This window comes from Phaeocystidibacter marisrubri, assembly GCF_008933165.1.
GTDB classification, from domain to species: Bacteria; Bacteroidota; Bacteroidia; order Flavobacteriales; family Schleiferiaceae; genus Phaeocystidibacter; species Phaeocystidibacter marisrubri.
This window is the reverse complement of sequence record NZ_WBVQ01000001.1, coordinates 990763-1003620: the sequence shown is the minus strand read 5'-3', so window position 1 is coordinate 1003620 and position 12858 is coordinate 990763. Positions and strand designations below refer to the sequence as shown.

Below are 12858 nucleotides of genomic sequence, written 5' to 3'. Positions count from 1 at the left end.
ATGACTAACGAGCTAAAGAACAATACGGGCACAAGAATAGGCTCCATGATTGTGGACCACATGGCCATGACTTTTATCGCGATGATATTCTTCATTCCAGGAATGGTCTCAGGATTTATGTCGGCTTTTGAAATTAGTCATGAGCCAACGAATATGGACTTATTAGGTGAATATAAATACCTAGCCTTAATAGGATTCGCTCTGTATTTCTGTAAAGACAGTATTAATGGCAGAAGTATCGGAAAGCGCGCCACGAAACTGCAAGTTGTCAACTACAAGGATGGAACTGTAGCTTCTCCCTTGAAGTGCACGGTACGCAATCTCTTCATTGTTGTGTGGCCCATTGAAGTGATAGTCACCCTTGCTAGTCCTAGCAGAAGAATTGGAGATTTCGTAGCAGGAACCAAAGTTGTCCCTTACACGCTTGAACGTGAACAACCTAAAGTGAACTATACTCAAATTGGAATAGCGCTAATACTGGCTTATTTATTCGCGGCTATCGTTCTGATCCTTCCACTTGAAGGATTGAAAGCAAAGGTTGAGAGTCACAGCGTTCGGTATGTAGAGCGCTCTTTAAACGAAAGTGCCGCCCGTGAAACCGAACAACGCTATGCCACACAAATGGATTCCTATCTCACCGCTGATGTTGTAGTCTATGACCAAATAGAAGACGGTGAAGATTTAAAGTATGTGTCTGTCATCCTTCACTTGAAGGAGAATTACTTGGAAACTACTGAAGACTTCGATTATATAAAATCAATCACACTCCCACTGCTGCTCAGACAATTTCCTGAAGGAACCTTTGTAGGACAGATTAAGTATGTCTACCGTGAACCTGGACAGCTAAACATTGAAACCTTACCGCTAGACTGGCGGGAGTAGGCTGGTCATCGGGCTTCAGGCACCATATTCACTTGGCGCCTTCCCTGTGTACTTTCGAAAAATTCGATTGAAATGAGCAGCGTCAGTGAAGCCTAACTTGTTTGCAATCTCCTTGATGCTCAAATTACTTTGCTTCAATAGGCTTTCTGCCATTTTCACTTTGGTCTCCACGATGTACTGCTGGAGTGATATTCCCAAGTGCTTTTTGATGTAGATCCCCACATAATTAGGCGATAGATAGAAGTTTTCAGCAATCACTTTGACCTTTACCCTATCCTTCTTCAATACATTCTGTCGAACATAAGCAAGTATCGCTTCTACTCGATCCGTATGTGATAGGTTCTGTACCGGTTTATCCTTAAATGATGTCTTCAAATTTCTAGATAAGACTATCAAAATTGCTCCGAACAGTTCGGTTATCACATTTCTACCATACGTTTCTGGATTCTCGAGTTCATCTCGAATGAGATAATACAATCCATAGAGCTGCTTGCGATCCATTTCATTTCGAATGACGCTTTTCGCAATGACATTAGAGTGGAAAATTACCGATTCCAGATTCTTTCGCCAGTACGTACTGGTAGTGAAAGATGCCTTTTCAATAAAGAGTTGTTCGGTAAACTTGATAATTCCAAATGTTGTCGGTTCGGATATAACGAATTCGTGTTCGTCTTTGGGAGTCAGAAAGAAAAGATCACCCGCCTTATAATCCACAATGCTCTCATTCAACAGATGTTGTCCGTTTCCTTTCAAGACAAAGGTCAATTCAAAGAAGTGATGCTTGTGGCGGGGATAGCCCCAATCGTTCACGGCTTCAAACTCAAGGACATCAATATCCTTTGTAATGTAAAATCGCTTTGCCATTGGGGTTGATTTATACAATTATACAATGGATTTATACAACAACATCCCTCATTCTCTACTCTATCTTGGTCCAAGTAAAAATCTAAACGATGATAGAAAAAGAAAAAATACTCAACGCATACATATTTAGACACGCGTGTAAACTATTCGATACGGAGAAGAAAATCAGCGATTCCGATATGCAATTCATTCTTCAAACGGCGCAGTTATCGCCCAGTTCCTTTGGTTTTGAACCATGGCATTTTGTGGTAGTTCAAGATCGAGGTCTTCGCAAAAAATTAAAGGAACAAGCATGGGGTGCAACTGCCAAGTTGGATACAGCCAGTCATTTTGTGATTTGTCTCACCATGAAATTTCCCCTCATGAAATACGACAGCGAATACATTGAGAATTTCATGAGGGATGTACAGAAACTACCCGAAAATGTAATTGAAAGCAAAGGCAAAATGTATGAGGTATTTCAAAAAAGTGATTTCAATTTGACCGACGAGAGAAAGCTGTTTGATTGGGCCGCCAAGCAATGCTACATACCATTGGGCAACATGATGACAAGTGCGGCAATGATTGGCATCGACTCCTGTCCTATTGAAGGTTTCAATCAGGAAATCAGCAATACAATTCTCAAGGAAGATCTCGGAATTGATACATCCCTGTATGGTATATCCTATATGGTTGCATTTGGTTACCGAGTGAATGAGCCCAGACCCAAAACCAGAAGAAACATAAGCGACTTCGTAACCTTTAAATAGTCGGTCATGAAAAGTTCTAGAGTCATACCTAACACGCTCCTTGCGTTAGTTTTCATCTTCAGTTCCTGTCAAACACCTAAGTCGGATACAGCAATGGCACCCCATCCATCATCAGAATTGAATGGAACAAATAGCCACTGGCCAAATGGCGCCCAGCTAGTTATTTCCTTTTCCATGCAATTTGAAACAGGAGGTCAACCAGAAGGTGCTGAAAGTCCATTTTCGGGAAACCCTTTAACCGCCGGAAATCCAGATATGCCGGCTAATAGCTGGTTCCGTTACGGTGCCAAAGAGGGTGTTAACAGAATGTTGAATCTTTGGAAAAAACATGGGATTCATGTAACCTCTCACGTTGTTGGTGAAGCAGCTATAAAATATCCCGAAGTAGCCAATGCCATAGCTGCTGGTGGACATGAAATCGCTGCACATGGCATCTCTTGGAGCGATCAGTGGAATATGAGCTATGAAGATGAACTCCAATTCATCAAAGAGGGAATTGACACCGTTGAAGCAATTACCGGACAACGAGGTAGAGGCTATAACGCCAACTGGTTACGCAGAGGACCAAACACACTAAAAGTTCTTCAAGATCTTAACTTTCTATATCACATTGATGATTTGAGTCGGGATGAGCCGTTTATACGAATGGTACGAGGTGAGCCATTTGTGGTTATTCCCTATACTCTACGCAATAATGACATTGTGAACATAGAGGGAAAAAACTGGAGTCCCGATCAATTTTTAGCGCAATTGAAAGCTGAATTCGACCAGTTGTATTCCGAAGGTGCCTCACAACGACGAATGATGAGTGTTAGCCTCCATGATAGAATCGGTGGAGCACCGAGTATTGTACACGTTGTGGATCAATTTATCGAATACGCGAAACAACACGAAGGTGTAGTGTTTATGCGAAAAGATGAAATTGCCGAATTGATAAAAGACGATCCGAATACACCGATCGACCATTCAGAAAGAGAATTCAATCAGTAAACTAAAAATCGGGGTCATCACTTTGGCGAAAACCGAGTATTGCACCAAGATTTAACCAATATGGAAATCACACACCATGAAGCATACACGACTATTTCAGCCCTATACTATGAATGGTAGAGCATTGAAGAACCGTTTTCTAATGGCTCCAATGACCCGTTCAAGAAGTGACCAACCAGGCGATGTTCCCAACAAACTGATGGCAACATATTACGGTCAAAGAGCTTCAGCAGGCCTTATCATTACAGAAGCTACGCAAGTCTCTTTGCAAGGAAAAGGATATGCTAGAACTCCCGGTATCTATACCCCAGAACAAATAAAAGGCTGGAAATTGACCACAGAAGAAGTACATGCAAAAGGAAGTGAAATCTTCTTGCAACTATGGCATGTTGGCCGAGTGAGTTCCTCTAAGGTAAACGGATTACAACCCATCGCTCCCTCTCCCATTACCGCCAAGGAAACCAAAGTGTACGTCTTTGACGGAGCCCCTAATGGTGATGCCACTTTCACACCCGTTGAAGAACCGCGTGAAATGACGCAAAAGGACATTGATCGCGTTATTAAAGAATTTGCTCAAGGTGCAAAAAATGCGATGAAAGCCGGATTTGACGGTGTTGAAATTCATGGAGCTAATGGCTACCTCATCGATCAATTCTTGCGCAGTAATTCCAATCGGCGAACGGACAAATATGGTGGCAGCATGGAGAACCGAATTCGCTTGCTCACTGAAATCACACAAGCCGTTGTGGATGAGGTTGGAAGTAGGAATGTAGGAATTCGATTATCACCATTCATCAGTTTCAAGGATATGGCAGATCCCGAAATTCTGGATACCATTATGCTTACCGCAAAGGCACTTGAGAAGATCGGAGTGGTTTACATTCATTTGAGTGAGGCCGATTGGGATGATGCTCCAGAAATTCCAGATGAATTTAGAATCGAATTGAGAAAGACTTTTAGCAACACCATCATCGCCACAGGAAACAAAACGCCAGATCAGGGTGAGCACTTATTGCAAAACAATTGGGTTGATATAATCGGTTTCGGACGAAAATTCCTAACCAATCCAGACTATCCAGAGCGTGTAAAATTAGACGCTAAAATGAACGAAATCAGCGATTCGCATACACTATTTGGCGGTGGAACTGCAAGAGGCTACACCGACTATCCATTTCTAACAAAAGACTAATTAATAGACGTAATCGTTGAAGAGAGCTACTGTCTGATTCTACAGGGATGATCAAAAGCATTGGTTGATTTCATTTTACACGCTCGTAGTAAATCAAAACAGCAGGTATACATCAGGCTATTTGTGGTAGAACAAATCACAAACACCTATCTGAATAAATCACTCCCGCCTTGTAGTGTTCCCTTTCGCCTACCACAAACAATCATCAACTAATACCTCACCCCCATCGCTCTAAACAAAAAGCCCATCAACCACGCGGGACCAATAAGCAAGAACTGAAGGTCTTTAAAGAAACTCGGTTTCTTCCCTTCTATACTGTGACCATAGAATTGTCCAACCCAAGCAGCGGCAAAAATGATCAGTGCCATACTCCAAACCGACATCGGAAGAAGCTGCAAACCGTACAAACCGATATAACACACCACACTGAACAGCGTCATTCCAATTCCCATGGGTATGCTGTGAGCATAGTAGAAGGCTAAGACAAAAAACAGAAGAACGGTTCCCCAATGGGCTATGCCATGCAAGGATTCAGGGAACAATTGAAGCAGTAATTCGTTGGGTATGCTGGCCACCAAAGCGAAGATGGAAAAGAAGATACTGGGGACACAAATCCAGTGGATCAACTTATTTAGCGGGTTTTGGTGACTTTCACCGTATTCGTCAAACCAAGAATCGAGACTTCTCATGATACAGTTTTTAGGGAAGTTCGAGCATTCTTCGGACATTTGCAATCCACAAAAGAAAACCGAATCATGTCGGACGATTTAAATAAGAAACTAGAATCCCTTCGTCAGAAGCTCGACGAAATGGAAACATGGCCAACGCTATACATGTACAAATTCATTGTACCTGCGGATAACCAAAAGGTAGCTCAGGTTGAAGCCCTGTTCGATACAAAAGAATCTCAGGTGACCACTCGTACGAGTAAGAATGGGAATTTCGTCAGCATCACTGCGGTTGAAATGATGATTTCACCGGAAAGTGTCATTGACCGATACAAGCAAGCTGAAGGCATAGAAGGGTTAATGTCCCTCTAGTTTATCGCGTCATCACGATATAATCTTTAAGCACCTTCCGTAAAAAGTCGGTGCTTTTTTCTTTTCCTTTCGTAATACCCAACACCTCTTCTAACTTGGCGACAAGTTCCTTTACAGCCTGTTCGTGACCACTTGTTGGATTTCTCTCTACCCGCAGAACCGTTTGCTTGATTAACAGCGCTTCTTCTTCTGACAATAAGCGAGCATTCGGGAACACCGGTTCATAGTTCTCTGTAGTCTCCAAATTGAGGATATGCTTCAGTGTCACATTGCGTTCCATTCGATCGCGAACCACAATGGTTCCGCCCAATACATCACCCAAACGCTGAGAGTATTTACCTGATAGTATCAAAACACTGGCAAGCGCACCAGAAGTAAGGAGGATGTCAAAAATGCGCATAAACCAACGCGAAAGAACCTCATCTAGTTTCACTCTACCACCATCCAAACGGATGGCACGAATGCCCAGAATGCGCTTTCCGGGGGTTCTCCCAGCCCATGCCAATTCGAATATGGCCGAGTAAAAGATGTAAAATGGCATCACAATCAACCATATGTAAATCTCTTCCACCGTATTTGAGGCATAGGGAAAGAACCACATGCCCAATAATGAAAGAAGTCCAATAGTCAACCAAAAGATGGTTTGATCGAGAGCGAAAGCCGCTAGGCGCATTCCAAAGCTTGCCAATTGAAGCTCTAGGGTCACGTTTTGCGGCGTTTGAATATCTACCGTTTTCATGCGTTCGTGAAAGTATGAAAAAAAGACTCTTTAAAAATCTAGAAGAAGATTAGATCTTATTTCTATTTTAGCTCTCCTCTCATGAAAGAAAGTCAGTTTATAAAGGATAACGCTCGCACATGGGCGCCCATTGAAAAATCGCTTCGCACTCTCAAACGTGGTCGCTTTACTTCCGATTCCAATTCAGATATTGGCGAGAAGTACATGCGACTGACCGATGATTTGAGCTATGCCCAGACGTTTTACTCCAAAAGATCGGTTCGCGTCTATCTCAATTCATTGGTGTCTGATGTGTATCGGGTAGTATTTCGGTACAGCGAAACTGACGAAGACAATTCCGTAAAGCGCTTTTGGATAAAGGACATCCCTTCTATCCTATATCACGGTAGAAAGGCATTCCTACTCTCCTTTATTATCTTCTGTGTCGCCATGATCATTGGCGCATTCTCTTTATCTCAAGATGCTTCCTTTGCCAATGATATACTCTCGGAAGGGTATGTGAACATGACCGAGCAGAACATCGAGAAAGGGGATCCTATGGCCGTATATAAGTCGGCAGATTCTTGGTCGATGTTTAAACGCATTGCCATGAACAACCTCAGGGTAATGACTTTCGCTTTTCTACTTGGGATATTCTTTGGTCTAGGCACCATCGGAGCCTTGATCAGCAACGGCGTTATGTTGGGTGTCTTCCAGTATTTCTTCTATCAAAGAGGTCTACTTTGGGAGAGTTTCCTAACCATTTGGCAACACGGTACGGTTGAGATTTCGTGCATCATTATTGGCGGCGGTGCGGGGTTGATGCTGGGTTCAGGTTACTTGTTTCCTGGCAACTATTCGCGTTTATTGTCTCTCCGATTGCAATTCTACCGAGGGATGAAGATTGCCTTGGCTATCATGCCTTTTATCATCTTCGCGGCCTTCGTGGAATCGTACATCACTCGTCACGACGACATGGCTCAGTGGATTCGCTTCACATTCATTCTCGCCAATGCTGCGATTATTTTCGGTTACTTCATCTACATGCCCTATCGCTATGGTAAAATTCATGGTCGCTTAGAACGTGGCCCAGATGAAGATGCGGCCTCTATCTCTTATCAATTAAAAGAAACCGGAATATTGAACATTGGAGAAGTGATTCAAAATGCGGTGATAAAAACGCAGCGCTTCTTTGTTTCTTTCGCTCCTGCCATGTTCACGATCATCACGCTTATCACCGCTGGGTTATTCTGGCAAAGTGAATGGCTCGTTCATCATATCGATTGGCAAGAAACAGGTACTAGGGGTTTGATCGCATTTGATTTTGCCTCAGCCGCAGCAGTTGGTTTGAATAACTTCCTTCAACTTCAAGCCCTTTCCGACTTCAACACGAGTCCCATCTACTTCGGACTACTTCTCTCTGCTCCACTTGCATTGATTCAAAGTATTGTGGTAGCGAGATTCAATGATATTCCCTTGGCACAACTGGCAAAAAAGGCGGTCAGTCACTTTATTCTACTCACCATCGTTCTTTCGGGATACACTCTCGCACCAGCCTTTTTAATCTTGCAATACGTTCTCCTCCTTCCGGTAGCTGGCGTCGCATTCCAAGTATCAATAAAAGACAACATCACCTACTTCAATGCCTTCTTTAAGTCGTTTAAGTTATACTTCTCAAACTTCAGCATGTCAATAGTTTGGGTAGGGTCTGTAGCCCTCGCCTCACTCCTGCTTGCTGTACTTGTTCAAGGTTCGCTTCTAGGAGTACTGATCTACTTCATGAACACCTTTATTAGCATCGATAACGTTGGAGATCCAACCATTACGTCAGCCATTCGATTCTTCATTTCCTTTGTGACCATTAGCGTACTGTTTGCATTAGCCCAAATTGGATACGCCCTGATTGCCAACACGGTTTTAGAATCGAGAAGAGCCGATGAACTGAGAAGTCAGATCTCGAATATTCAACCACGTAAAAAGCGATACGGCATTGATGAAACGATCTAGCTTTTTACTTTTTCTACTTCTCTCTTTTCAGCTATTCTCCAGTAATACGGGTTTAGACAGCTCGTTCTATGCCCAACAACTGGAAGAGTACGATTACAGCAAAGAAATTTCTGATCTGCCTGAAGACACCACGGTAGGTAGAGCTCAATTCCACCCCATTGATGAATTGAAGGAAGAGGATTTTGAGAGTCAAACTCTAACTCAAGGCGAAGATGAGTCTAGCGGCTTATTTACGACCCTTCTGATTATTGTCTTGGTGTTTGGCATCATCGGATACCTCATTTGGAGATATCAAAACTCCGGTAAAAACCTTGCGACGAAAGAGTTACAAGCGGCAACCTCAGTAGAACACGCCGAAAAAGACTTGCTGAATGTAAGTCTGGATGATTTAATCCGAAATGCAGAGCGATCAGAAGACTACCGTTTATTGGTACATCTTCACTTCCTAGAGCTTTTGCGTGCATTGCACGAAGCCAAGCATATCTCTTGGGTTCCCTATAAAACCAACGGACAGTATTTGTACGAGATCAGTGATGCAGAGGTACGCCGTCAGTACTTCGACATTGTAGTAGTATTCGACCGTGTTTGGTATGGATACAAGGAAATCAATGCAGCCAATTTCGACATTTGGTTCAACCGCGTAAACCGTTTGAAATCATGAAGAAATCATCGGTAATCGTAGTATCCATCGTCGCAATCATCATTATCGCCACAGGGGCGATGTTGTATTCCTTCTACACGAGCTTGGAGCACAGTTGGAGTTATCCAGGCTATATGGACAAGCAGCCTTATTCCAATGACTTGTTCCAAAAACTGGTAGAGCGCCGTAGCGACACTACTGTGAGTGAGAGTTCCCCGGTTGCTGAATGGCCTATTGACAGCTCAAACATTGGTGGGACGTTGGTTTATTATCACGACGATTATCCGTACCCTTCTTATGAGCACATGAAGGATTTGGATAGTCTGGTTCGCGCTGGAGCACATTATGCAAATCTCTCAAACGGATTAAATGACATCCTGCTCTGGAGATTCATATTGTACGGAGACACTACCCTACTGACACGTGAGAATCTATACTATCCCACTTCCTTGGATAGCTCAAGACTTCTCAATCAAGTGAATGCAATAGCTCAGCGGTTGTACAACCATAGAATTCCATCAGACAATGTGACTCTACAACTGGTTGACACAGATGTTTCGGCTACATTCAGCTATGCGGTTCGCAATGATACCATCCGACGAGAAGAATGGCATGAGGGGTACATTCACAAGAGCGTGCTAGATACCCTGTTTCCAACTGCCATTGTCACTTCTCATGTGAAGGGACAAACTTCCAGTGTTACATCTTTTGATATCCCCCGTGAAAAGGGACGGATTCACATTGCATTGATTCCGGCCATTTTTACCAATTATGCATTATCCAATACAGAGAACTTTGAGTTTGCTTCTCAATATGTGCAATCTTGGCCAGTGGAGATGTTAGTAACCGACGTTTACTATCCATCATTTGAGTCAGACAATCAGAACAACTCAACACTGGGTCAATCGCCTTTGCATTTCATACTGTCATTCCCTACTCTTCGGTGGGCTTGGTATCTGTTATTGGTATCTCTGTTGCTCTTTATTCTCTTCCGAACACAGCGAAAAGAGCGCATTGTGCCTGTTATTAAGGGAAGAACCAATCAAAGTTTGGAATTTGCCAAGAGTTTGGGAACCTTGAAATTCAAAACTGCAGGGGCAAACAAACATGGGGAACTCGGACTAGAGATGTACCGTCAGTTCCGCATTTGGGCCAAGCGAAGATTTAGAAACAATGGAAGTATGGATGCGGAATTTAAATCCCATCTCATTGGAATGCTTCCCAATCAAGCCGATCGGATTGAAACCTTGTTCTATCTCCACCACAAGTGTGAGACGATGACTCATGAGGTAACAACCGAAGATCTGTCAAAAATTTATTCAATAACAAGATACATCTACAGTCATGTCTGAAAATGAGAATATCCAACCATCAGGAGCGGAAACTCCAAAAGATGATGCTGTAACGCCAAATCCCACTGGGGGTTCTGCGGAATCAATGTCTTCGCCACTTACGGAAGTACCTACAACTTCCTATAGTGCTCACGAGAACAAGTTGACGGGCATGAACAAAAAGCTGAATGAGGCGAGAGCTGAAATTCACAAGTTGGTGATTGGCCAAGATAAATTCATCGATTTGCTCTTCATCGCCATGTTGAGTGAAGGTCATGCACTCGTAGAAGGTGTACCAGGGATTGCAAAAACGCTAACCTCTAAGCTTCTTGCCAAAGTGACAAGTTTGGATTTTTCGCGTATTCAATTTACACCTGATTTGATGCCAACCGATGTGATTGGTACCAATGTGTACATGATGAAAGAGGCTGAATTCAAGTTCAAGAAAGGCCCTATTTTCTCACAGTTTGTATTGATTGATGAGATCAACCGCGCTCCTGCGAAGACACAATCTGCGCTATTTGAGGTGATGGAAGAAACGCAGGTTACAGTAGATGGGACTACCTACCCCATGAAAACACCATTCATGGTATTAGCCACTCAGAACCCATTGGAACAAGAGGGAACTTACAAGTTACCCGAAGCGCAAATGGACCGCTTCCTTTTCCGTATTCTGCTCGATTACCCAAGTGAACTTGAGGAAATTCAGATGTTGGACCGCTTCTCAGGTAGCGTGAGTTCGCATGATCTATCTTCCATCAATGCCGTCCTTTCCAATAAGGATATTGAGGAATATCGCGAATTAGTGGAAAACGTAAACGTGGAACCTAGCCTGAGAAAGTACATTGCTCAGATTATTCAACTTACGCGCAACCATCCTGATTTATACCTGGGTGCGAGTCCGAGGGCTTCGCTTGCTATTATGAAAACGGCCAAAGCGGTTGCTGCTATCAACGGCAGAGATTTCGTTTCACCAGACGACATTCAATTCGTCCTCTACCCTGTTCTCAACCACCGTTTGGCACTCACACCAGAACGCGAAATGGAAGGAGTTACACTAGAAGATGTGCTAAGAGATATCATTGAAAAGACTGAAACTCCTCGATGAGAAAAATCCGAATTCGATCCTATTATATCCATCCTAAAACCTTTTGGTTCATAGGGGCCTTGATTCTCATTTTTATCTTGGGATTCATTTGGGATTTCCTATTCCTACTGGGTATTATAGGTGTCCTCGGTTTTGTGCTAGCCTTGCTGTATGACAGTTTGCTACTGTTTGGAAGAGGAAGTATTTCTGCGGAGCGAAGTGCCGCAAAAATCCTCAGCTTGGGCGATTCTAACCAAATTGTGTTGAAAATATTCAACAACACCGCCCGAAAGATCAACTTCTATATCATTGAAGAACTCCCCTTTCAGCTTCAAAACCGTGATTTTCGAATTTACGGTTCGGCAAAGTCTACGGAATCCTTTCGCGCAGAATACGAAATCACGCCAAAATCGAGAGGTGCTTTTGAGTTTGGAGATACCATGGTGTTTCTTCAATCTCCATGGGGTTTAGCAGAACGTCGCATACGATGCAAAACCGCCAGTGAAATGCGGGTATACCCATCTATCATTCAAATGAAACGCTTCCAGCTCGCCAGTATAGAAAAGCTACAGCGCGATTTTGGTAGAAGTAAAACGCGTCGCATTGGACACAACTATGAGTTTGAACAGATCAAGACGTATGTTGAGGGCGACGATTACCGCAGTATCAATTGGAAAGCGACGAGTCGTTTAAATGAACTCATGGTGAATCAATACACAGACGAGCAATCGCAGCCAGTGTATGTTCTGATTGATAAGTCGCGACAAATGCTACTCCCGTTCAATGGCATGAGTCTCTTGGATTACGCCATTAACACGGCTCTTGTGATCTCTAACGTGAGTTTGCAAAAGAGGGATAGAATCGGGTTGGTGACCTTTGAAAAGGGCATTGATACCATGCTAAAGGCTTCATCGAATCCAAAGCAACTTCCTACGATTCTCGAATCATTGTACAAGGAAAAGCCTGGTCAGCATGAATCCAACTTCAAGCTGATGTACAAGGTGATGAACAGTTTGGCAAGAACGCGTTCCCTCCTCTTCGTCTTCACAAACATTGAAACACGAAATCAACTCAACCGCGTTTTGCCAGAGTTGATCCGCATGCGAAAGAGACACCTCCTTGTTGTGGTGTTCTTCAAAAACACGGAATTAGAAGACTATGCCCACGAGTTTGCGCAAAATACGCTAGACATCTACCGCAAGACCGCTGCCTCGAAAATGGAAATAGACAAAACCATTCTCGTTCAGGAATTGAATCAAGCGGGAATACACACTTTGATTTCTCGTCCGGATGAATTGACCATTGATACACTAAACAAGTATCTTGAATTTAAGGCAAGAGGACTGATTTAGGTACATTTG

Annotated in this window: 13 protein-coding genes; 10 read left to right on the top strand and 3 right to left on the bottom strand. The window is 43.2% G+C overall.

The annotated features are described in order from the left end of the window. Entirely contained in the window at positions 1 to 882 is an 882-nt protein-coding gene (locus F8C82_RS04490; RefSeq protein ID WP_151692355.1) for an RDD family protein, read from the top strand. Positions 883 to 897: 15 nt separating this feature from the next. On the opposite strand, the gene F8C82_RS04485 is transcribed toward F8C82_RS04490, so the two are convergent. Continuing rightward, positions 898 to 1746 carry an AraC family transcriptional regulator gene (locus tag F8C82_RS04485; protein WP_151692354.1) on the bottom strand — a complete coding sequence of 283 codons (849 nt, stop codon included), beginning with the start codon at positions 1744 to 1746 and terminating at the stop codon, positions 898 to 900. A gap of 89 nt (positions 1747 to 1835) precedes the next feature. Here F8C82_RS04485 and F8C82_RS04480 point away from each other — a divergent pair, with 89 nt between their 5' ends. The 3 genes from F8C82_RS04480 (at position 1836) to F8C82_RS04470 (ending at position 4674) form a co-directional block, all read left to right on the top strand. Further along, positions 1836 to 2495, top strand: a complete 660-nt coding sequence (locus F8C82_RS04480; RefSeq protein WP_151692353.1) for an NAD(P)H-dependent oxidoreductase — start codon at positions 1836 to 1838, stop codon at positions 2493 to 2495. A 6-nt stretch (positions 2496 to 2501) separates the two neighbouring features. Continuing rightward, positions 2502 to 3485: a polysaccharide deacetylase family protein gene (locus tag F8C82_RS04475; RefSeq protein WP_223279440.1), complete on the top strand. Its 984-nt coding sequence runs from the start codon at positions 2502 to 2504 to the stop codon at positions 3483 to 3485. A 76-nt stretch (positions 3486 to 3561) separates the two neighbouring features. After that, positions 3562 to 4674, top strand: coding sequence for an alkene reductase (locus tag F8C82_RS04470; protein WP_151692352.1), 1113 nt, complete (start codon positions 3562 to 3564; stop codon positions 4672 to 4674). A 209-nt stretch (positions 4675 to 4883) separates the two neighbouring features. On the opposite strand, the gene F8C82_RS04465 is transcribed toward F8C82_RS04470, so the two are convergent. Continuing rightward, positions 4884 to 5363, bottom strand: coding sequence for an Mpo1 family 2-hydroxy fatty acid dioxygenase (locus tag F8C82_RS04465; protein WP_151692351.1), 480 nt, complete (start codon positions 5361 to 5363; stop codon positions 4884 to 4886). Between the two features lie 66 nt (positions 5364 to 5429). Here F8C82_RS04465 and F8C82_RS04460 point away from each other — a divergent pair, with 66 nt between their 5' ends. After that, positions 5430 to 5714: a DUF493 family protein gene (locus F8C82_RS04460; RefSeq protein WP_151692350.1), complete on the top strand. Its 285-nt coding sequence runs from the start codon at positions 5430 to 5432 to the stop codon at positions 5712 to 5714. Position 5715: 1 nt separating this feature from the next. Here the strand turns inward: F8C82_RS04460 and F8C82_RS04455 are convergent, their stop codons facing one another. Further along, positions 5716 to 6453, bottom strand: coding sequence for an RDD family protein (locus F8C82_RS04455; protein WP_151692349.1), 738 nt, complete (start codon positions 6451 to 6453; stop codon positions 5716 to 5718). Between the two features lie 81 nt (positions 6454 to 6534). Between F8C82_RS04455 and F8C82_RS04450 the strand changes: the two genes are divergently transcribed. From F8C82_RS04450 to F8C82_RS04430, 5 genes are read left to right on the top strand one after another with little or no spacing between them, the layout of a single operon-like run. After that, positions 6535 to 8439, top strand: coding sequence for a stage II sporulation protein M (locus F8C82_RS04450; protein WP_151692348.1), 1905 nt, complete (start codon positions 6535 to 6537; stop codon positions 8437 to 8439). Then, positions 8426 to 9100: a hypothetical protein gene (locus F8C82_RS04445; protein ID WP_151692347.1), complete on the top strand. Its 675-nt coding sequence runs from the start codon at positions 8426 to 8428 to the stop codon at positions 9098 to 9100. Before F8C82_RS04450 ends, F8C82_RS04445 begins: the two co-directional genes overlap by 14 nt. Then, the gene (locus F8C82_RS04440) at positions 9097 to 10431 is read left to right on the top strand and encodes a hypothetical protein (protein ID WP_151692346.1); all 1335 of its coding nucleotides are present in this window, start codon (positions 9097 to 9099) and stop codon (positions 10429 to 10431) included. Before F8C82_RS04445 ends, F8C82_RS04440 begins: the two co-directional genes overlap by 4 nt. Then, positions 10424 to 11518 carry an AAA family ATPase gene (locus tag F8C82_RS04435; RefSeq protein WP_151692345.1) on the top strand — a complete coding sequence of 365 codons (1095 nt, stop codon included), beginning with the start codon at positions 10424 to 10426 and terminating at the stop codon, positions 11516 to 11518. The genes F8C82_RS04440 and F8C82_RS04435 overlap by 8 nt, the downstream gene beginning before the upstream one ends. After that, complete coding sequence (locus F8C82_RS04430; protein WP_151692344.1) at positions 11515 to 12849, top strand: DUF58 domain-containing protein; 1335 nt, start codon at positions 11515 to 11517, stop codon at positions 12847 to 12849. The genes F8C82_RS04435 and F8C82_RS04430 overlap by 4 nt, the downstream gene beginning before the upstream one ends. Positions 12850 to 12858 lie beyond the last annotated feature (9 nt).

Bases quoted from the DNA above. Each gene is read 5' to 3' on its own strand.
- F8C82_RS04465 (WP_151692351.1), bottom strand. From the start codon at position 5,363: ATGAGAAGTCTCGATTCTTGGTTTGACGAATACGGTGAAAGTCACCAA.
- F8C82_RS04475 (WP_223279440.1), top strand. From the start codon at position 2,502: ATGAAAAGTTCTAGAGTCATACCTAACACGCTCCTTGCGTTAGTTTTC.
- F8C82_RS04440 (WP_151692346.1), top strand. From the start codon at position 9,097: ATGAAGAAATCATCGGTAATCGTAGTATCCATCGTCGCAATCATCATT.
- F8C82_RS04445 (WP_151692347.1), top strand. From the start codon at position 8,426: ATGAAACGATCTAGCTTTTTACTTTTTCTACTTCTCTCTTTTCAGCTA.
- F8C82_RS04435 (WP_151692345.1), top strand. From the start codon at position 10,424: ATGTCTGAAAATGAGAATATCCAACCATCAGGAGCGGAAACTCCAAAA.
- F8C82_RS04455 (WP_151692349.1), bottom strand. From the start codon at position 6,453: ATGAAAACGGTAGATATTCAAACGCCGCAAAACGTGACCCTAGAGCTT.
- F8C82_RS04480 (WP_151692353.1), top strand. From the start codon at position 1,836: ATGATAGAAAAAGAAAAAATACTCAACGCATACATATTTAGACACGCG.
- F8C82_RS04490 (WP_151692355.1), top strand. From the start codon at position 1: ATGACTAACGAGCTAAAGAACAATACGGGCACAAGAATAGGCTCCATG.
- F8C82_RS04485 (WP_151692354.1), bottom strand. From the start codon at position 1,746: ATGGCAAAGCGATTTTACATTACAAAGGATATTGATGTCCTTGAGTTT.
- F8C82_RS04450 (WP_151692348.1), top strand. From the start codon at position 6,535: ATGAAAGAAAGTCAGTTTATAAAGGATAACGCTCGCACATGGGCGCCC.
- F8C82_RS04430 (WP_151692344.1), top strand. From the start codon at position 11,515: ATGAGAAAAATCCGAATTCGATCCTATTATATCCATCCTAAAACCTTT.
- F8C82_RS04460 (WP_151692350.1), top strand. From the start codon at position 5,430: ATGTCGGACGATTTAAATAAGAAACTAGAATCCCTTCGTCAGAAGCTC.
- F8C82_RS04470 (WP_151692352.1), top strand. From the start codon at position 3,562: ATGAAGCATACACGACTATTTCAGCCCTATACTATGAATGGTAGAGCA.